The sequence below is a fragment of the Aequorivita soesokkakensis genome (assembly GCF_001641085.1).
Lineage (GTDB): Bacteria > Bacteroidota > Bacteroidia > Flavobacteriales > Flavobacteriaceae > Aequorivita > Aequorivita soesokkakensis.
The window spans coordinates 60,565-79,041 of sequence record NZ_LXIE01000034.1 but is presented as its reverse complement, the minus strand read 5'-3'; the positions used below and the strand labels follow the sequence as shown (position 1 = coordinate 79,041).

General features: G+C 37.6%; 21 protein-coding genes. 7 read left to right on the top strand and 14 right to left on the bottom strand.

Going from position 1 to position 18,477, the window contains the following annotated elements:
• Nucleotides 1–40: 40 nt before the first annotated feature.
• Nucleotides 41–2,293 carry a tetratricopeptide repeat-containing hybrid sensor histidine kinase/response regulator gene (locus A7A78_RS11400; protein ID WP_068762589.1) on the bottom strand — a complete coding sequence of 751 codons (2,253 nt, stop codon included), beginning with the start codon at nt 2,291–2,293 and terminating at the stop codon, nt 41–43.
• Between the two features lie 188 nt (nt 2,294–2,481).
• Here A7A78_RS11400 and A7A78_RS11395 point away from each other — a divergent pair, with 188 nt between their 5' ends.
• A complete protein-coding gene (locus A7A78_RS11395; protein WP_068762588.1) occupies nt 2,482–3,462 on the top strand; it encodes a DUF1028 domain-containing protein in 981 nt (326 codons plus the stop codon).
• A gap of 66 nt (nt 3,463–3,528) precedes the next feature.
• Nucleotides 3,529–4,182 (top strand): transglutaminase domain-containing protein, encoded by a 654-nt coding sequence (locus A7A78_RS11390; protein WP_068762587.1) that lies wholly within the window; start codon nt 3,529–3,531, stop codon nt 4,180–4,182.
• 52 nt (nt 4,183–4,234) lie between these two features.
• On the opposite strand, the gene rpmA is transcribed toward A7A78_RS11390, so the two are convergent.
• From rpmA to mutY, 7 genes are all read right to left on the bottom strand, one after another.
• Nucleotides 4,235–4,498: a 50S ribosomal protein L27 gene (gene rpmA, locus A7A78_RS11385; RefSeq protein WP_068762586.1), complete on the bottom strand. Its 264-nt coding sequence runs from the start codon at nt 4,496–4,498 to the stop codon at nt 4,235–4,237.
• Nucleotides 4,499–4,528: 30 nt separating this feature from the next.
• Nucleotides 4,529–5,275: a 50S ribosomal protein L21 gene (gene rplU / locus A7A78_RS11380; RefSeq protein WP_068762585.1), complete on the bottom strand. Its 747-nt coding sequence runs from the start codon at nt 5,273–5,275 to the stop codon at nt 4,529–4,531.
• 178 nt (nt 5,276–5,453) lie between these two features.
• Nucleotides 5,454–5,909 (bottom strand): DUF4199 domain-containing protein, encoded by a 456-nt coding sequence (locus A7A78_RS11375; RefSeq protein WP_068762584.1) that lies wholly within the window; start codon nt 5,907–5,909, stop codon nt 5,454–5,456.
• A 91-nt stretch (nt 5,910–6,000) separates the two neighbouring features.
• Complete coding sequence (gldD, locus tag A7A78_RS11370; protein WP_068762583.1) at nt 6,001–6,564, bottom strand: gliding motility lipoprotein GldD; 564 nt, start codon at nt 6,562–6,564, stop codon at nt 6,001–6,003.
• A complete protein-coding gene (locus A7A78_RS11365) occupies nt 6,551–7,870 on the bottom strand; it encodes a gliding motility-associated protein GldE (protein WP_068762582.1) in 1,320 nt (439 codons plus the stop codon). Before A7A78_RS11365 ends, gldD begins: the two co-directional genes overlap by 14 nt.
• 21 nt (nt 7,871–7,891) lie before the next feature.
• Nucleotides 7,892–8,347 (bottom strand): single-stranded DNA-binding protein, encoded by a 456-nt coding sequence (locus tag A7A78_RS11360; protein WP_068762581.1) that lies wholly within the window; start codon nt 8,345–8,347, stop codon nt 7,892–7,894.
• A 110-nt stretch (nt 8,348–8,457) separates the two neighbouring features.
• Entirely contained in the window at nt 8,458–9,522 is a 1,065-nt protein-coding gene (gene mutY, locus A7A78_RS11355; RefSeq protein WP_068762580.1) for an A/G-specific adenine glycosylase, read from the bottom strand.
• A gap of 129 nt (nt 9,523–9,651) precedes the next feature.
• On the opposite strand from mutY, the gene A7A78_RS11350 reads away from it, so the two are divergent.
• From A7A78_RS11350 to A7A78_RS11330, 5 genes are all read left to right on the top strand, one after another.
• Nucleotides 9,652–9,942: an HU family DNA-binding protein gene (locus A7A78_RS11350; RefSeq protein WP_014782104.1), complete on the top strand. Its 291-nt coding sequence runs from the start codon at nt 9,652–9,654 to the stop codon at nt 9,940–9,942.
• Between the two features lie 357 nt (nt 9,943–10,299).
• Entirely contained in the window at nt 10,300–11,856 is a 1,557-nt protein-coding gene (locus A7A78_RS11345) for an Rne/Rng family ribonuclease (RefSeq protein WP_068762579.1), read from the top strand.
• 85 nt (nt 11,857–11,941) lie between these two features.
• Entirely contained in the window at nt 11,942–12,418 is a 477-nt protein-coding gene (locus A7A78_RS11340; RefSeq protein WP_068762578.1) for a regulatory protein RecX, read from the top strand.
• Nucleotides 12,419–12,502: 84 nt separating this feature from the next.
• Nucleotides 12,503–12,916 (top strand): hypothetical protein, encoded by a 414-nt coding sequence (locus A7A78_RS11335; RefSeq protein WP_068762577.1) that lies wholly within the window; start codon nt 12,503–12,505, stop codon nt 12,914–12,916.
• Nucleotides 12,913–13,104, top strand: coding sequence for a helix-turn-helix transcriptional regulator (locus A7A78_RS11330; protein ID WP_068762576.1), 192 nt, complete (start codon nt 12,913–12,915; stop codon nt 13,102–13,104). The genes A7A78_RS11335 and A7A78_RS11330 overlap by 4 nt, the downstream gene beginning before the upstream one ends.
• 60 nt (nt 13,105–13,164) lie before the next feature.
• Here A7A78_RS11330 and A7A78_RS11325 read toward each other — a convergent pair whose 3' ends face one another.
• The 6 genes from A7A78_RS11325 to A7A78_RS11300 form a co-directional block, all read right to left on the bottom strand.
• A complete protein-coding gene (locus A7A78_RS11325) occupies nt 13,165–13,680 on the bottom strand; it encodes a DUF6646 family protein (protein ID WP_068762575.1) in 516 nt (171 codons plus the stop codon).
• Nucleotides 13,681–13,720: 40 nt separating this feature from the next.
• A complete protein-coding gene (locus A7A78_RS11320) occupies nt 13,721–14,575 on the bottom strand; it encodes a cupin-like domain-containing protein (RefSeq protein ID WP_068762574.1) in 855 nt (284 codons plus the stop codon).
• Between the two features lie 144 nt (nt 14,576–14,719).
• Nucleotides 14,720–14,995: a FoF1 ATP synthase subunit delta/epsilon gene (locus A7A78_RS11315; RefSeq protein ID WP_068762573.1), complete on the bottom strand. Its 276-nt coding sequence runs from the start codon at nt 14,993–14,995 to the stop codon at nt 14,720–14,722.
• A gap of 93 nt (nt 14,996–15,088) precedes the next feature.
• Complete coding sequence (atpD, locus tag A7A78_RS11310; RefSeq protein ID WP_068762572.1) at nt 15,089–16,594, bottom strand: F0F1 ATP synthase subunit beta; 1,506 nt, start codon at nt 16,592–16,594, stop codon at nt 15,089–15,091.
• Nucleotides 16,595–16,761: 167 nt separating this feature from the next.
• On the bottom strand, nt 16,762–17,655 hold the full coding sequence (locus tag A7A78_RS11305) for an aminotransferase class IV (protein WP_068762571.1): 894 nt from the start codon (nt 17,653–17,655) through the stop codon (nt 16,762–16,764).
• Nucleotides 17,656–17,747: 92 nt separating this feature from the next.
• Nucleotides 17,748–18,464, bottom strand: a complete 717-nt coding sequence (locus A7A78_RS11300; RefSeq protein ID WP_068762570.1) for a sulfotransferase-like domain-containing protein — start codon at nt 18,462–18,464, stop codon at nt 17,748–17,750.
• Between the last annotated feature and the right edge of the window lie 13 nt (nt 18,465–18,477).

Below are 18,477 nucleotides of genomic sequence, written 5' to 3'. Positions count from 1 at the left end.
AATTTTATAAGAAATCCTAAGCAATTTAGCTTAGGATTTTTTATTGCTCAATAGTTGAATTTTTGTGGTAATGAAACAAATCCTCTTCATCATCATTTAGACTGTGAAGAATTATTTTTAAAAATTTATCGGTATCATAGGGTTTTACAATAATATCGTTCATCCCGGATGCTAAAATTCTGTTTCTCATTTCTTCTACCTCAATAGCTGTCAAAGCCACAATTGGAACAATTTTATTGAACAATCTTATCTCTTTAGTAGTTTCAATTCCATCTTTCCCCGGCATATTTATGTCCATCAAAACAAGGTCAAAAGCTTCTTGCTGTAATTTTTTTATTGCATTATCGCCATTTTCAGCAATATCACCCATCATTCCATGATTTTCAAGTATTTTCTTGGTAACTATTTGGTTGATGCGATTGTCATCTACTATCAATATTTTCTTTCCGTTTAAAATGCTATTGTTGTCCAGTATTTTGTCTTGAAGCAAATGCTTCAAAATTTGGAAACTTAACGTAAAACTAAAGGTAGATCCTTCGCCGGGTTTGCTTTTTAAGTTGATTGAAGATTTTGAGGCTTCCAGCAATTTCTTCACGATAGTAAGCCCCAGACCAGTGCCCTGAAGTTTGTAATCCTCAGAATCTACTTGTTGGAATTCTTCAAAAATGGCTTTCTGTTTTTCTTTCGGAATGCCAATTCCATTGTCTGTAATGCTGAAATATATGGCTATTTCATTTTCTGAAATTGATTCTTCCTGGGCTGAAATATAAATATCGCCATTAGTGGTAAACTTTATGGCATTGCCCACTAAATTCATCAGAATTTGTGAAAGCCGCACGCGGTCACCGATAATGGTGTGTGGAATATTTTCTGAAATAGCTACGTGAAGTTTGTTTTTATTTTGAACCAAAGCGTATTGAAAAGACGAAACAATAGACTGCACTAAATCCTTCAGATCAAAGGGAGCCTTCATTTCTTCCAGGGTATTTGATTCCAATTTGCTTATTTGTAACACATCGTTTATAAGCGCCAAAAGATAGTCTGCTGAAAATTTTAGATTTTTCAAATCGGCACGGTGGTTTTTAAGCGATTCGTCCTCCAAAAGCACAGAGCTCAACCCGATAACGCCGTAAAGTGGAGTTCGTAATTCATGGCTCACGGTTGAAAAGAATTTACTTTTTGCCAAGGCTAGTTTTTCAGATTTTTCTTTGGCTTTTAAATATTGTTGGTTCTTTTCTTTTAATGTAAGTGTCAATTTTTTTCTTCCTTTATGGGATATGTAAAGAATTATTAAAAACAACCCCATTAATAGAGCGGCCCCAATAAAAAAGTAAAGGAGTACATTACTTAATATAACTTTTTCAGAAATCAATTTTTTTTCAAGTTCTGCTTGGTGCGCCTGCTTTTTGTACTCATTGACGCTAAACTGGGCCGCTGCATTTTGAATGGCCATAAGTTTCTCCTTTTCAAATTGGAGGGCTGTGAGGCTATCAAATGTTTTCCGCACCAAAAAAGCTTCTTTATAATCCCCAACCTCAAAAAGAGCCTTGCTGTATTCTTTATATGACTCAATTAAATTGTCGTCAATATAATTACCATTTTGAGCAAAAGCGATAGCTTCCTTAAAGTTGTTTATGGCTTCACTTGGGTTGTTTGAAGATAGGTTCAACTTGCCTTGCAGCAAGCTCATTTCGGTTGTTAAACCTTTAAATTTCATGGCATCTATTCCCTGTTTTGCCTTTTTGAAATAAAGCTCGGCCTTTTTTTTATTGCCTTGGTTAAGGTTAGATTCCGATAAATTGTAATATACCATGGCCACTTCCAGTGTATCTTTTCTTTTTAGCGAAAGTGGCAATGCTTTTTCAAAAAAAGGAAGGGCGGAATCGTATTTTTTTTCGGTAAGATAAAGCGCCCCCATAAAATTATAGGCGCGGGCAATCTTAAATTCGTCTTTTGATTTTTCTGCAAACTTTAAATAATCTTCCGCGTAATCGTGGGCGTTTTTAAAATCTTTTAAATATATAAAAGAGGCGCCCATCATATATCTGGAATAATAGGCGGCATCTATATCGCCAATTTGTTCGGCCAGTCTTATATTGTCTATGGATGTTAAAATAACCGAGTCGTATTTTCCTTCAAACAACATATAATCTGCTCGATCCTGCATTGCCTTGAGGGAATCTTTAAGAACAGTTTGGGATATGTTGTTTTGTGTCGAAATAGTGTCTTGGCTATTTTGCGCAAATCCTATAATGGAAATAAAAAGTATGGAGTAGCGTAAATATTTCAACATTCAGAAAGTTTCAAAAAGGGGTTTTTAAAGAGTACTAAAATAACATATTATAATGAAATTCAAATGCTAAACCAATGTCCATAAATTCAAAAAAGATTATAACTGTAAAATGTATGTATTTTTCTTAATGATTAAATTCTTCAAACTGTTGCAATAAAAATTTATCTTTAAGTACTAAATCATTTATTATGAAATCTGTTCTTTTAATTTTTAGTTTTTTTTCAATCTTTTCAACAGTGGCCCAAACCCAGAAACCCAATGATCCTTTGGCGCATACCTACTCAATAGTGGCCCGCGATGCCAAAACAGGCGAAATGGCCGTGGCGGTTCAAAGCCACTGGTTCAGTGTAGGCACTGGCGTTTCTTGGGGCGAAGCTGGTGTGGGTGTTGTTGCAACGCAATCGTTTACTAACAGATCCTTTGGGCTTCGTGGCTTGGATTTGCTTAAAGAAGGAAAAACACCCCAAGAGGCTCTAAATATATTGTTGAGTGATGATGAAGGAAGGGATTTTAGACAAGTGGCAATTTTGGATAAACAGGGAAGAGTTGCAACACACACGGGCAAGAGTTGTATTGATTTTGCAGGGCATGCCAATGGCGAAAACTTTTCTGTGCAGGCAAATATGATGCTCAATGAAAAAGTGGTGCCGGCAATGGAAAAAGCTTGGAAAGAGAATAGCGAACTGCCATTGGCTGAAAGAATGGTAGCGGTCCTGCAAGCTGCACAAAATGAAGGAGGCGACATTCGCGGCAAACAATCTGCCGCGCTGGTGGTTTTTGCAGCAGAAGCATCTACAGAACCTTGGAATGACAAATTAATTGATTTGCGGGTTGACGATTCTGAAGATCCAATAAAAGAGATTGATAGACTCTTAAAAGTATTTAGAGCTTATGAGCATATGAATCAAGGCGATTTATATGTTGAAAAGAATGAAATGAAAAGCGCCATGGACGAATACAATGCTGCCATGAAAATGTTTCCCGAAAATCTGGAAATGCAATATTGGACTGCGATTACCTTGGCAAATGACAAGCAAATGGAACGTGCTGTTGAAATGCTTCAGAAAATCTATAAAAAGGATGAAAATTGGCGCGAACTTACCAAACGGCTTCCAAAAGTTGGACTGCTGAATGTTTCTGAAATGGATTTAAAGAAATTGACCAAATAAGTTTTAACACCTTCGTTTTCAATATAACTTTAATAATTGCGTTTTCAAATAAATCATTTTGGGTTTATGCGCAAGCAATTTATTTTTTTACTTTTTTCATTCTTTGCATTTAATTGCTTTGCACAGATTGGTGCCGTAATTGGAAATGATACTGAGCAGAGAGATTATATTTCTATAAAGAAGCCTGCTTTTTCTACTGAAAAACTTGCTTTTGCCATCACAAAAGATGCTATTGCGGATACTGATAAAGTTCGCGCAATCTATGAGTGGATAACTTCCAATATTTCTTATGACAATGAATTGCGATTAAGTGCAAAACTTCAAAAGGAAATTTACACTTCAGAAGAAAATATAATTAAAAACGTCTTGGAGCGTAAAATGGCACTCTGTGGAGGGTATGCATTCCTCTTTAAAAGCCTTTGTGAAAATGTTGGAATCTCTGCGGAAGTAATTCACGGGTTCACAAAAGATTATTCGGGTAAAATTCGAAAAGTGAAGCAACCGAACCATACTTGGAATGCCGTAAAGCTAAATGGAAAATGGCAATTGCTTGACATTACTTGGGCCATTAGTTATGGCAGCAAAAGTAGTACGGATGATTATTGGTATTTAACGAAACCTGCAGATTTTATATATACCCACTATCCAGAGGATGCGAAATGGACGGGGTTGAAAAAGACTATTTCTTTTTCAGAATTTCAAAAACATACCATAAAATAAAAGACCTTCACATTTCTGCGAAGGTCTTTATTTTTATAATACAAGGTTGATACTATGCTTCAGCGTTTGGAACGATAGAAACGTAGCTCTTGTTATCTCTCTTTTTGGTAAACTTTACAGTCCCGTCCACTTGCGCGTGAAGGGTGTGATCTTTACCACCATATACGTTTTCACCTGGGTGATGCGTATAACCTCTTTGTCTTACGATGATATTTCCTGCAATGGCAGCCTGCCCTCCGAAAATCTTAACGCCAAGACGTTTCGATTCTGATTCGCGACCGTTTTTGGAACTACCAACTCCTTTTTTGTGAGCCATGGTTTATACTTTTTAATTAATGATTTCGGTTTATTTGTTTTTCAACAATTCCTTAGCTTGCTTCACCCACTCTTCAGATTCAATCTTATCACGGGTAATCCCGTCGATAGCTGAAAGTTCTTCGCGGTCTGCAGCTTTAAGTTTGCTTATTTGCTCCCAAGTATAGATGCCTACTTCGTTAAGTCTAGCTTCATAAGCTGGGCCAATACCGTTGATGAGTTTCAAATCATCTGCTTCTGCTTTTGTAGCAGTACCGATACTGTGAAGTACTTTATCGATGTTCATTTCGATATTAGCATCTTCCGCTCTGTGCTCTGCACGCGTTACAAGATTTTCGCTAACTTCAACTTCTTTTTTCGCTTTTGCTTTTGGCTCGGCTTTTTTAGCTTCAGTTTTAGCGGCTGGCTTGGTTTCTTTTTTAGGAGCAGCTTTTTTAGCTTCTTCCTTTTTAGCAGGTGTAGCTCCTGAGGCTACAATGCTTTCGATTACGATTTCAGAAAGATACTGACGGTGACCGTTTTTCTTGCGGAAACCTTTTCTTCTTTTCTTTTTGAATACAATAACCTTGTCACCTTTAAGGTGTTTTACGACTTTGGCTCCTATTTGAGCTCCGTCTATAGCTGGGGCGCCGATGGTAATTTTGTCTCCGTCACCAATAAGAAGTACATTGTCAAAAGACACTTTTTTTCCTTCCTCAACTGGCAAACGATTAACAAAAACCTTCTGGTCTTTCGCAACTTTTACTTGCTGCCCTGCTATCTCTACAATTGCGTACATAGCGAATCGTTTATAAATTAGTTAAACAAAATGCTTTCACCGTCCGGCAAAAGCGGGTGCAAATATAATTTTTAAAAAGGAAACAACAAAGGATTTTTATTTAATCTTTTCAAAGCCAAATACTAAAGGTTTTTGGATTTTTTTTTGGAATTCGGAATTTGCGGTTTGGGATTTTTATTTAAAGGGTATTCCTGTTTCCATCCTGTGTATTCCAGGATTTTTTGAGAAGTTGCATAAAAGCAAGTGTTAAAACCAAAGTGGTGGAAAAGCCCATAATTAAAATAGATAAAAGCAACATTAGCGTGCCCATATCATATTCTAAGTTCCAGGCATTCATAATATTTTCGGCAAACTCTGTATCAATTTGGTACATATAAATTGCCATAAAAAGAGTGAAGAGTATAGATGCAATTCCGCCGGAGAGCAGGCCTACTTCAAAACCTTTTTCATATTTAAAATTTCTTTTTCGCTCGCTGTATTTTTTCATTGCCATATAAATTCCTGCGCCGAAAATCAATCCATTTACTGCGCTCAAAACTGGATATTGGTGCAGGCCAACTAATTTTAAAAGAAGAAAATATGCAATCAGGACTATTGCTATCCCGATACCGTAACGTGAATATACTTTGATCATAATCGTTGGTTTTACAGTCAAAAGTTACAAAAACTTGCTGAACCATTTGCAAAGGCTTTGTTAACTTTTTTTAAGTAGCGTTTGCAGAGTGCTATTCCCAGGTAATGGTTTCCATTAATTTGCGGATGTCTTCCCGAAGATAAATTACCGCTGGATAGATAGAATCAAAGTTCGGTTTAGCGTCAAAATAGAGAGCGCCGTTCAAGAAATGATTGATGCTATCGGTAACGTAAAACTCCGCTTGGGTCGCGGCATTTCCGTTAATCATATAAAACATGCCGTACACTTTTTTGTCCGGATTTATAAAAGGTTGCTCGGGGATGCTATTCGCTTTTATGGTGTGGTCAAAAGCTAATTTTTGGGCATCCTGTAGTAACGAATCCAAATTATTGTTGCGAATATCTTGATAGGTTAAATATAAAGTGGCCTTCATATTTGGGTAATAAATATTTGTACCGCAATTTTTCTTTTTTACCATTGTAGCATTCCCGTTCATTGAAAAATTATAAGGACAACCCGTTTCTACGGTGCGGTATTCAGGTTTTGAATAGTCTAGCCGAAGCATAGCCGAAGGCTTTACCAAAACGTCATCTTCACAGGAAGCAAAGATGAAAATACTGGAAATTAAAAGGAAAACGAGGCTATAAATTTTCAATGGTAAGTTTTATTTGTTTGATGCGTTTGCCCTCAAACGCTTCAATGGTAAACGCATAATTGTGGAAAGATATTACTTCATTCTTCTTCGGAAAACCCTTTGAAATTTCCAATAGAAATCCAGCCAAGGTCTCCGCTTCGCCCTTTTCATTCTCAAAAACTTCCGGATCTTCGGGTTTTATTACTTTGTAAAAATCTTTCAATGGGGTTTTTCCTTCAAAAACGAAGGTATTGTCATCCAATTTTGAAAAGACCAAATCTTCATCATCAAACTCATCGCTAATTTCGCCGACAATTTCTTCTATAATATCTTCCAAAGAAATCAATCCGCTCGTGCCACCGTATTCGTCAACAACAATGGCAAGGTGCATTTTCATTTCCTTGAATTCGTTCAGCAAATCGTCTAGTTTTTTGTTTTCGGGTACAAAATAGGCCTCGCGCTTTAAAGTTTTCCAATCGAGGATTTTTCGGTCTGTGTAGGGAATTAAATCCTTCACATAAAGAATTCCGGTAATATTGTCTATGCTGTCTTTGTAAACGGGAATTCGCGAATAGCCATGCTCAATAATTTCGGGCAGAATTTCTTTGAAGGATTGCTCTTCGTTCAGCGCAAAAATGTCCATTCGGTTTTTCATCACCTGTTTGGTGTCGGTATTGCCGAAGGTAACGATTCCCTGTAGAATTTTTTGTTCCTCGTGCGTTGTGTCTTTGTTTGAAAGCTCCAACGCCTGCGAAAGATGGTCCACGCTAATGTTCGATTTCTGTTTGCCGTATTTCGCGTGTAAATAAAGCGTGGCTGAGCGCATCGGCAAGCTGATTGGTGAAAGTAATGTGTCCAAAATATTCAGTGGCTGCGCCATAAAAACAGCGAACGAAATTCGGTTGCGGTTCGCGTAGATCTTCGGAAGAATTTCCCCAAAAAGCAAAATAAAGAAAGTAACAACGCCCACTTCAACAATGAAACGAACGTCAATTCCGTAAAAATTGGATTGGATTCCAGAGAAAAGTGCTTCGCTTAAAGAGTCAAAAAGCAATACTATGGCAATGTTTATAAAATTGTTCGCTACTAAAATTGTAGCCAGTAACTTTTTCGGTCTTGCAAGCAAACGCTGAACAATCCCCAGTTTTTTTGCAATCGACTTTTCTTCGTTCGTTTCAAAATCTGAAGGCGTCAATGAAAAAAAAGCTACTTCGGCACCAGAAATCATTGCCGAACACGCAAGTAGAACAAACAGCATTACACCGCTCGTTATTTGGGTAAAATCCAAAACAATAAAAAAAAGTAAACCAGGGGGCTCCGTGTCCAAGTTGATGGTTTTAGTTAAACATTAAAAAGGAAGATCATCCTCTTCTTCAGAAACTGAATTGTTGTTTTGTGGTGCTGATGTAGGCTCAGATTTCTGTTCATTTTGTCCAGAATTATTATTTGAAGCACTATTGCTTTCGCCCTTTGGGGTTAAAAAGGTAAAATCTGTACAATGTATTTCGGTGCTGTATCTATCCAAGCCTTTTTCATCCTGCCATTTACGCGTTTTTAGGCGGCCTTCAATATAAACCATATCGCCTTTTTTCAAATATTTTTCGCAGATTTCAGCTGCTTTGTTTCGAACCACAATGTTGTGCCATTCGGTATTGGTTACGCGTTCATTCGTAGATTTATTAGTGTAGGTTTCGTTGGTAGCCAAAGGAAAACGGCCCAAACTGTTGCCACCTTCAAAATAATGCATTTTCACATCATCGCCCGTATGCCCAATCAGCATTACTTTATTCAAAGTTCCACTCATAATTCTTTCTTTTTCAATTTGTGCAAAGGTAAATTTTGCGTTTTAAATATAAGGATTTTTTAAATTTTTATATGAAATGATTTGCGGTTGCCACATTAAGATGTGAACAATCAATAATTTTCAAAAAATTCTGAAACGAAATTTTCGATCAAAACAGGTACGGCATAATTTTTTACTTCAGATATTGGGATTGTGCTTTCACTTGCTTCCGAAGTTTCAACAATCCAAAAACGCGTGTTTAAATGTTGGTGCGAAAGTTTGTGGACAACCGGTTTTTCATTGAAAAGGGAAATATTTTCAATATTCAGTTTTTTTGAAAAATCTTGAAACTGTGGAAGTTTTTTCAACATCGAAAGATTGATTTCTTCAGAAGTTTCAATTAGTGGAAATTCATAGAGTTTGTGCCATATTCCTTTTCCATTTCGTTGTTGCAAAATAGTGCGTTCGTTTTCCGAAAGAAATACCAAATAGTTGAAAAACCTGATTTTTACGGTCTTCGACTTAATTTTCATAGGAAGTTGCGAAACTTTTCTCTGCTGAAAAGCCACGCAAGAGTCATTAAAAATGCAGTTTCCACAATCTGGGTTTTGCGGTACGCAGAATCGTGCACCAAATTCCATAATGGCTTGGTTAAAAGTTCCGGGCTGGTCTTTATCGATCAACCGCTGCGCAAGCTTTTTAAATTCCTTTTGCCCAGCGGTTGTATTAATAGGAGTGGAAATTCCAAAAAAACGTGAAAGCACACGATATACATTTCCGTCCACAACCGCTTCGGGTTGGTTAAAAGAAATGCTTGCGATTGCACTCGCGGTATAATCTCCCACGCCCTTCAACTTCAATAAATCTTTGTAGTTATTTGGAAAAGCACCTTTCATTTCTTCTGAAACCATTTTTGCTGTTGCGTGCAGATTTCGAGCGCGGGAATAATAGCCCAGACCTTGCCAAAGTTTTAAAACTTCATCCTCGGGAGCGTTTGCTAAATCTTCAATTTTTGGATAGGCTTCAACAAACTTCAAATAGTAGGGCAAACCCTGCAAAACTCGAGTTTGCTGCAGCATAATTTCGGAAAGCCAAATATGGTAAGGATTGGCGGTATTTCGCCATGGCAATTCACGTTTGTTTTGTAAATACCACGCAATGAGTTTATTGGAAAAATATGGGGCTATTTTGAGCATTGGGTAAAATTAATCTATATCCCTTTAAATTTTAAAGGATTAAGGTTTGAATTATTGATTTTAAAATATGTATATTTGCGGTCTCTAAAAAAAATCTAGTAAAAGAAAATTAATTAAAATTTAAAAGTAATGACGAAAGCAGATATCGTAGCGAAGATTTCAGAAAAACTAGGAATGGAAAAGAATGAAGTACAAGCTACTGTTGAAACCTTTATGGAAGAAGTAAAAAACTCTTTGGAAGGTGGAGACAATGTGTATTTAAGAGGTTTTGGAAGCTTTATTATCAAAACAAGAGCTGAAAAAACAGGAAGAAACATTTCAAAAAACACAACTATTAAAATACCAGCCCACAATATTCCGGCCTTTAAACCTGCAAAAGTTTTTGTTGAAGGTGTAAAGACCAATGTGGACGTAAAATAATTCTAACCCGTTCCACTTTGGTGGAGCATTAAAAAAGACTTTAGTATGCCAAGTGGTAAAAAAAGAAAAAGACATAAGGTAGCGACCCACAAGCGTAAAAAGCGTCGTCGCGCTAACCGCCACAAAAAGAAAAAGTAGTTTCTAAACTACTTTTTCTGTTTTAAAAGTGTTTAGGAAATCTTGCTTTTTTGGCACTATTTCCGAATAAAACAAACGAAAAATCGTTCTTTGAAAATGAGATTGCAACAGCCGGCTTTTGGTTTTGGTGCAGTTTCGCCGGATTTTTATATAAAATCTGTGAAAAATATTGTTTAATTAGTTCCGAGTTTTACTTCGGAACAACAAAATTAATGTAACGTGAACTACGAATTATTTATTAGGTCCGGTTCACAAGAAGTTGATTTTGCCCTTTTAAAAGATGGAAAACTAATAGAGCTCCACAAAGAGGAAGAGGACAACAATTTTACCGTTGGCGACATATTTCTTGCCAAAATACGTAAAACAGTCCCTGGTCTAAACGCCGCCTTTGTGAATGTTGGCTATGAGAAAGATGGTTTTTTACACTATCACGATCTCGGCCCGAAAGTGCTTTCACAATTGAAATTTGTGAAAAGTGTGAGTTCTGGTAAATTAAAGGATTATTCCTTGACCAATTTTCCATTCGAAAAAGAGATTGATAAGCATGGCAACTTGAATGATGCCTTAAAAAGTAATCAATCCATCTTGGTTCAAATTGTAAAAGAACCCATTTCCACCAAAGGACCACGTATAAGTTCCGAGCTTTCTATAGCTGGAAGATATATTGTGTTGGTTCCGTTTTCCGATAGAGTTTCTGTTTCCCAAAAAATAGAAAGCAACGAAGAAAAAGACAGGTTAAAACGCTTGATAACAAGCATTAAACCAAAAGGATTTGGCGTAATAATACGCACCGTAGCCGAGGGCAAAAAAGTAGCAGAACTGGACAAAGATTTACAGAACCTTACCGAACGCTGGACAGCGATGTGTAAGAAGCTACATGGGGCGCACCACCCTTCAAAAGTGCTGAGCGAGCTAAACCGGGGAGCATCCATCATCCGCGATATGTTTAATGATTCATTCTCTGCAATACATATTGACGATGAAACCCTTTACTTGCAAATAAAAGATTATGTGCAGGAAATTGCACCAAAAAAAGACAATATCGTAAAGTTCTATGATAGCAATGTTCCGATGTTTGAAAAATTCGGAATTGAAAGGCAGATTAAAACTTCCTTCGGAAAAACAGTATCAGGTAGCAAAGGAGCTTATTTGGTAATTGAACATACCGAAGCAATGCACGTAATAGACGTGAACAGCGGTAACCGAAGCAACAAGCAAAAAACACAAGAAGGCACAGCGCTTGAAGTGAACATGATTGCAGCCACTGAGGTGGCAAGACAGCTAAGGTTGCGCGATATGGGAGGAATTATTGTAGTGGATTTTATTGATTTGGCAAATGCCAACCACCGTAAACAGCTCTATAATCATCTTCGTGATGAAATGAAAGATGACAGAGCAAAACACAAAATACTCCCGCCAAGCAAATTCGGATTGATACAAATAACCCGCCAACGTGTTAGGCCAGAGATGAACATCAAGACCCGTGAAGAAGATCCTAATGCAAATGGAAGCGGGGATGAAAATGGCGAAATTGAAGCGCCAATCATTGTTATCAACAGAATAAACGAAGAGGTGAAGCGCCTTTTCACAAAAGACTATAAAAAGATAACGCTCAATACGCATCCTTTTATAGCGGCCTTTTTAACAAAAGGATTCCCGAGTGTGCGTACCAAATGGTTTTTGGAGCACAAAAAATGGGTGAAAATTCAACCGCGTGATGCGTATACGTATCTCGAATATCACTTCCACGACAAAGATGGTGGATTGATAAAATAACCAAAACCCCTTTTGAAGGTTTACTTCGGAAGGGGTTTTTTTGTTAGTTTTACTGTCAGTTCGAGCGCAGTCGAGAACTAATCTAATGGAATCACACAAAACATACACCGTTGAAGAAGCCACCAAAAGGATGGAACGCTATTGCGCCTATCAAGAGCGTTGCCATAAAGAAGTACATCAAAAACTATATGAAATGCGTATGATTCCTGTTGCGGTAGATGAAATAATAGATCATTTACTTAGGCACAATTTCCTAAACGAGACAAGGTTTGCCCAAGCGTTTGCAAGAGGAAAATTTAGAGTCAAAAAGTGGGGAAGGAATAGAATTATAAACGAATTAAAGCTTCGCGAAATTTCAACATTTAATATAAAAATTGCCCTAAAAGAAATACCCGATTCCGAATATTACAAAACCTTTGAAGCCTTGGCAGAAAAGCGATTGCAGCAATTATCTTCAGAAAAAAATCTTCAAAAAAAAAGAAAGAAACTCGCAGACTATCTTTTTTATCGCGGGTGGGAAAGTGAAATGGTTTATGGGAAAGTGAATGAAATTTCAAAATGATGTAAATAAAACTTGACATTTAATAAATTTTTATTTTATATTTGTGTCAAGATAACTTTACATATAATCAAATACACTTTACTTATGGAAACAAAACAGAGCTCCTGGAAAGCAACTTCAAAAAGGAATATAAGGCAATTAGCCTACTGGACCGGAGGGTGGGTAGTGGCAATGGCAATAGCCTCTTTTGGTCAAAAATATTTTTGGGAAGACAATACTGTATTGACCATCATATTTATTTTTATTGCTACTCTTGTTGGCGTAGGGATGATCCTTATGAACCGAAAGTACATCAACAGTTTGGATGAAATGCAACGAAAAGTACATATTGAGGCAATGGCTATTGCTTTAGGCGTTGGCGTGGTTGGTGGTTTAAGCTATTCATTACTAGATCAGGCAAATGTTATCGGTTTTAGTGCAGAAATAGCAGACCTGGTTATGCTTATTGGGATAACATATTTAATAGCAACTTTTGCCGGTTTAAATAGATACAAATGAAGAACCGAATAAAAGTACTTCGCGCAGAACACAATATGACCCAAGCCGAACTGGCGGTTGCCGTTGAGGTTTCAAGACAGACTATAAATGCCATTGAAACAGGAAAATTTGACCCCAGCTTACCGCTTGCTTTTAAGATTTCAAAATTATTTGATTTGCCAATTGAAACTATTTTTATTGATGAATGATATTTTTTATGATTGCATGGGCGGCAAACTCATGCCATTGAGAGTTTAATAAGAGTCTGACTAAATATTAAACGAAGCCCCAACATTAAACGAAACCTGATTGTGCAATTTTTCCGCAGGCGTTAAAGAATCTGTATTGTATTTGGAAATGGGGATGCTAACTTCCGTAAAAACCCCAAAACCGCTGGTAAAGAAATAACGAGCACCCAAATGCGCACCAAAGTTTTTTAAACTGGCATATAGTCCGGGATATACATCAAAATTTTCATCAACGTTTATCACATTGCCAAGATTGGCATTAAAGCGAGCGCGGAAGTCAAAACGATCCTCAAATTTTGCGAAAGGCTCTTCATTGCCTTCCAAATCTGTGATTTTTTCAACTCCTAATAAATATGTTGACGCCACGCCAAGTGAGATATTTTCACCAACGCCAAAATCCAAACTTCCCATAATTCCAGTGCCGTTGTTTTGAAAATTGGCGCCAACCTGAAACTTCACATCGCCTTTACCGGAAAAGGCTTGCGCAAAAGTTGACTGTAACCAAAGGAGTGCGATTAGAGTTATGAAGTATTTCATATTGAAAAATTTAAAAGAAAGATACTGAATTCTTAAGAGATTACAACGCTTTGTTTGTGCGAACAATGGCCTGTTCGTTCTTCCAATCAATCCATTTTTGGCCTTTCAGCTTTCGCATTAATTGGTCAAAATATCGCATAAAGGCTATATTATAAACAGCTTTAGCCAAATTTTTTGGATTTCTCGGAATGGCGCGTAAGCTCATAGAAAAACCAGGAGTAATGTAGCGCATATAGTGCCAATAACCTTCGGGCATATACAGCACGTTTCCGTGTTCCAAGTTGGCAATATAACCTTCCGCTTTTTTCAACGCAGGCCATTTAGCGTAATCGGGATTGTGAAAGTCTATGTCTTCACGCGTAATTAAAGAATGGGGAATTTTGTATAGATAATCGTTCTGCTTTTGGTCAAAAAGGATCACTTCTTTTTTCCCTTCGAAATGGAAATGAAAAATATTTGCCAAATCGATATCGTAATGCATAAACGTGTATGAATCTCTTCCGCCGAAGAAAAGCATGGGCAGGCCTTTCATCAATTTAAGACCAAAATCCGGAAAGTCAAAATCCTTTTGAAGTTGTGGCACTTCCTTTAAAATATTCCAAAGAAAGATGCGGTATTTTGTAGGCTCGGTTTTTAATAATTCCACATAATCGCGCATTTTCATTTTGGCGTGTGGCTCATTAAAACCGTCTTTATGACTTACCGGGCGATTGTCATAAAGAGGAACCATTTTATCCCCCGCCACATTGGCCATATAATCGAGATCCCATTTTGTAAATGCAGGCCAGTCCTCCACAAACCTTTCAATAACAACAGGTTTTTGGGGCTTAAAATAATTTTTTAGAAAATCTTCTTTGGTAATTGTTTTTACCCTGTCTATTTGCTGTAGTTGCATAATTTTCTTGAACTCGCAAATTTACAAATCTCAGCGAATTGTTTGGGTCAATGTTAATATAACTTTAAGGATTTAACCAAAACAAAAATCCCAAACTCCATCATTTTGGAATTTGGGATTTGTTTATTTGAAATTTGCTTCAGCTTAATCTGCCAAAACCATCACACGATTGTTGTTACATTCAACGGTTCCGCCAGAAATTTGCAGTACCCATTTGCCGTCTTCCTGCGTAAATTTCTTTTGAAAACCTTCCGCAATGGTTGGGTTTCCTTTAAACTTCACTTTTCCTTCCTGCAAAACAGATACAATAGGAGCGTGGTTGTTAAGCATTTGGAATTCGCCTTCCACACCTGGAACGGTTATGCTTTCAACTTCTCCAGCAACTAAGGATGCTTCGGGGGTTACTATTTCTAAGTACATATTTTTCTAAAATTACAAATTTCAAGCACCAAATTCCAAAACCTGATTTTGGAATTTGGGATTTAATTTATTGTGATTTTCGAGCTCTGCTCGTTATGCTTCCGCAAGCATTTTCTCACCAGCGGCAATTGCTTCCTCGATAGTTCCTTTTAGGTTGAAGGCTGCTTCTGGAAGATTGTCCAATTCGCCATCCATAATCATGTTGAAACCTTTAATTGTTTCTTTAATGTCAACCAAAACTCCAGGAATACCGGTAAACTGCTCAGCAACGTGGAAAGGCTGTGAAAGGAAACGCTGTACACGACGCGCGCGGCCTACAGCCAATTTATCATCTTCGGAAAGTTCTTCCATCCCAAGAATCGCGATAATATCTTGTAATTCTTTATAGCGCTGTAAAAGCTCTTTTACTCTTTGTGCGCAAGCATAATGCTCTTTTCCAAGGATTGATTCGGTAAGAATTCTAGAAGTAGAATCCAAAGGATCCACTGCTGGATAAATACCAAGTTCAGCAATTTTACGTGAAAGTACGGTTGTAGCATCCAAGTGGGCAAAGGTTGTTGCCGGCGCTGGATCCGTAAGGTCATCCGCAGGTACGTAAACCGCCTGAACTGAAGTAATAGAACCTCTTTTAGTTGAAGTAATACGCTCTTGCATCGCACCCATCTCTGTTGCCAAAGTTGGCTGGTAGCCCACCGCAGAAGGCATACGCCCAAGAAGTGCAGAAACCTCAGAACCTGCTTGTGTGAAACGGAAAATATTATCTACGAAGAAAAGTACATCTTTCCCCTGTCCTTCTCCAGCTCCATCACGGAAATACTCAGCAATCGTCAAACCTGAAAGCGCAACACGTGCACGTGCTCCAGGTGGTTCGTTCATTTGTCCGAATACGAAAGTAGCTTTAGATTCTTTCATTGCAGTTTTGTCAACTTTTGAAAGATCCCATCCACCATTTTCCATAGAGTGCATAAAGTCATCACCGTATTTTATAATACCAGACTCAAGCATTTCACGAAGCAAATCATTACCCTCACGAGTACGTTCACCTACACCAGCGAATACTGAAAGACCACCGTGACCTTTTGCAATATTGTTAATCAACTCTTGAATAAGTACCGTTTTACCAACACCAGCACCACCAAAAAGACCAATTTTACCACCTTTTGCATAAGGCTCAATAAGGTCGATTACTTTAATACCTGTGAAAAGAACTTCGGTAGAAGTTGAAAGATCTTCAAATTTTGGAGCATCGCGGTGAATTGGAAGACCTTTGTCGCCAGCTTTTGGCAAGTTTCCAATACCGTCAATAGCATCACCAATTACGTTGAAAAGTCTGCCGTAAACAGCATCGCCGATTGGCATTTGGATAGGCGCTCCGGTTGCAACAGCGTCTACACCACGGCTCAAACCGTCAGTAGAATCCATCGATATGGTACGAACCATGCTTTCACCAATGTGAGATTGAACTTCAAGAACCAAAAGGTTTCCGTTGTTGTTTACTTCCAACGAATCGTATATTTTTGGAAGTTCCGATCCGCTATCAAACGCAACGTCAACTACCGGGCCAATAATCTGTGCAACTTTTCCTATGCTTTGTGACATGAGTAACTGTTTATTTTATAGTTATCTAAGGGCGAAAAAACCACCCCTGTTTTGAACGGTGCAAAGATAGTTTTTTCTGAATGAAAATTGCAATGGAAATTTTAAAAAAATGAAGATTTTTAAGAATTATCCCAATCGATTATTTAGTGCTATAAAGTTGAATAAAATCAAAGGCTTTCGCACAAACCACGAACCTCTTTGCTAAAAAGTTCAATAATTTTTTTCTGAAGTGAATCATTTTTGGAAATACTTCGTCCATCAATTTCAACAATCGGCGTAAGTTCGCCCATCGTTCCCGTTGCGAAAACGCCGTCTGCATTGTAAAATTGTGAAAGCGTGATGTCTGCTTCAATGATTTCTATATTGTGCTTTTTGCACATTTCCATCACTGAATTTCGAGTGATTCCAGGTAAACAAGCGTGGCCAAAAGGCGTAAAGATCTTTCCATTTTTTACCATAAATAGATTGCTGCCGTTAAGTTCTGCAATAAAACCGTGATCGTCAAGCATTAAACCGGCATCTTTTCCAGCTACATTGGCTTGTATTTTCGCGATTATATTATTGAGCAAATTGTTGTGGTGAATTTTACTGTCCAAAAATTGTGGAGAGTTCCGGCGTTGGCTTGTGCTAATCACTTTTATGCCGTGATTATTGTCGTAAACCAAAGGTTTCCATTCTGCCAATACTATTAAACAAGAGCCATTTTGGTTGAGTCGCGGATCCATGCCGCTGGTTATTTTTTCACCACGAGTTAACGTTAAACGTATGTGCGTATCGTCCGTCATTCCGTTAGCATCGAGCGTTTGTTTTATTGCTTTTTTGATAAATTCTTTGGAAGGAATATCTACAAATGCTAATGTTTTTGCGGATTCGTGAAGTCTTGTCAAGTGTTTGTCCAAACAAACCACGCCTTCGGGATATACGCGCAGCCCTTCCCAAACGGCATCTCCGCCTTGTACAGAGCTATCAAAAACCGAGACTTTTGCTTCGCTGCGTGGATATAATTTGTCTTTTACAAAAACTTGGATGTTGTTGTTTTTTGGATTGGTTTTTTGAAGCATAATTTCAGTTATCAGTTATCAGTTATCAGTTATCAGTTATCGGTTATCGGTTATCGGTTATCGGTTATGAGGTTTTTGTGCCAAAACTAATTTTATAATAGAATATTCCCTTTTAAAGTTTCATAATATGGAAGTGCTTCTTTCAACAAAGGGTCCAAATGTTCTGGCAAGGGTTGCGAACTGCTTTTTTGCACTGCAAACCCTTCAGAATTGTGAACATTTCCGTACCAATGTTTTGCCCAAATGCCATCTTCTTTTATTCCGCCATTTTTCCACTGAAGCATTTTTTCAGAAAAAGGGATATTCAACAAACCGCAAAGTTTTTTGAGATAGGTTTCTGGATTTTTCAACAATTCATCGCTGTCAATAACGATAGGTGTTTTTCCGTTTTTCTTCAGAAATAAAAACAATTCCGAAGCTTTTTTGATGCCGATATCATTTAAAGTTGGCGTGTGGATTACTTTTGAAAAAGAGGCTATCAACTTTTTTGGATGGCGAATCAAGATCACGTTTTCCCAATTCAAAATAAATTCTGGGGTTTCTGTTAAATAATGGTGCGCCATTCCTTTTACAAAAACGTTTTTCTTTTTTGAAAGGGAATTTATGTCTTCAACCACTTTTTCTTCCTTCAATTCCATGGTTTGAAGAATTTCCTGCTGCGAGGGATGCTCAATTTCCAACGAAGCATTTTGAAGGTAATACCCGTAAAAGGGTTCATCCAAAACAGTGGTTTCTTCGCGTTGTGCAAAGGAATACATAAGCGCCGTAGAAAGATTTCGCGGACCGGAAATGAGGTTGATGACTTTCATTTGAATAAAAGTA